At 51.0% G+C, this 255-nt stretch carries 1 protein-coding gene; it reads left to right on the forward strand.

The genetic code is table 11. The features are described 5' to 3' along the window. Window positions 1-255: serine hydrolase domain-containing protein (locus tag C5P05_RS00070; protein ID WP_157979124.1), on the forward strand; the 255-nt coding region annotated here is incomplete at both ends.

The following is a 255-nucleotide window of genomic DNA, read 5'->3' on the forward strand; positions in this document are numbered from 1 at the left end:
CATTGTTTCGCAGCGCGGCGCCATCCTGTTCCGCAAAGCCTATGGGTTGGCGAATATGGAGACGAACGTTCCGCTCCAACCGGAATTCCCATTACGCACGGGCTCAGTGACGAAGCAATTTACCGCTTCGGCGATCATGTTGCTTGCTGAGCAAGGCAAACTTTCTTTAGCGGATGAAATCGAAAAGTATTTTCCCGAATATCCTTTGCCTGGACGTCACGTCACCATTGAAAACTTGCTCACGCATACGTCTGG

Origin of the sequence: Rhodoferax ferrireducens, assembly GCF_003347515.1 — a bacterium.
GTDB lineage: Bacteria > Pseudomonadota > Gammaproteobacteria > Burkholderiales > Burkholderiaceae_C > Rhodoferax.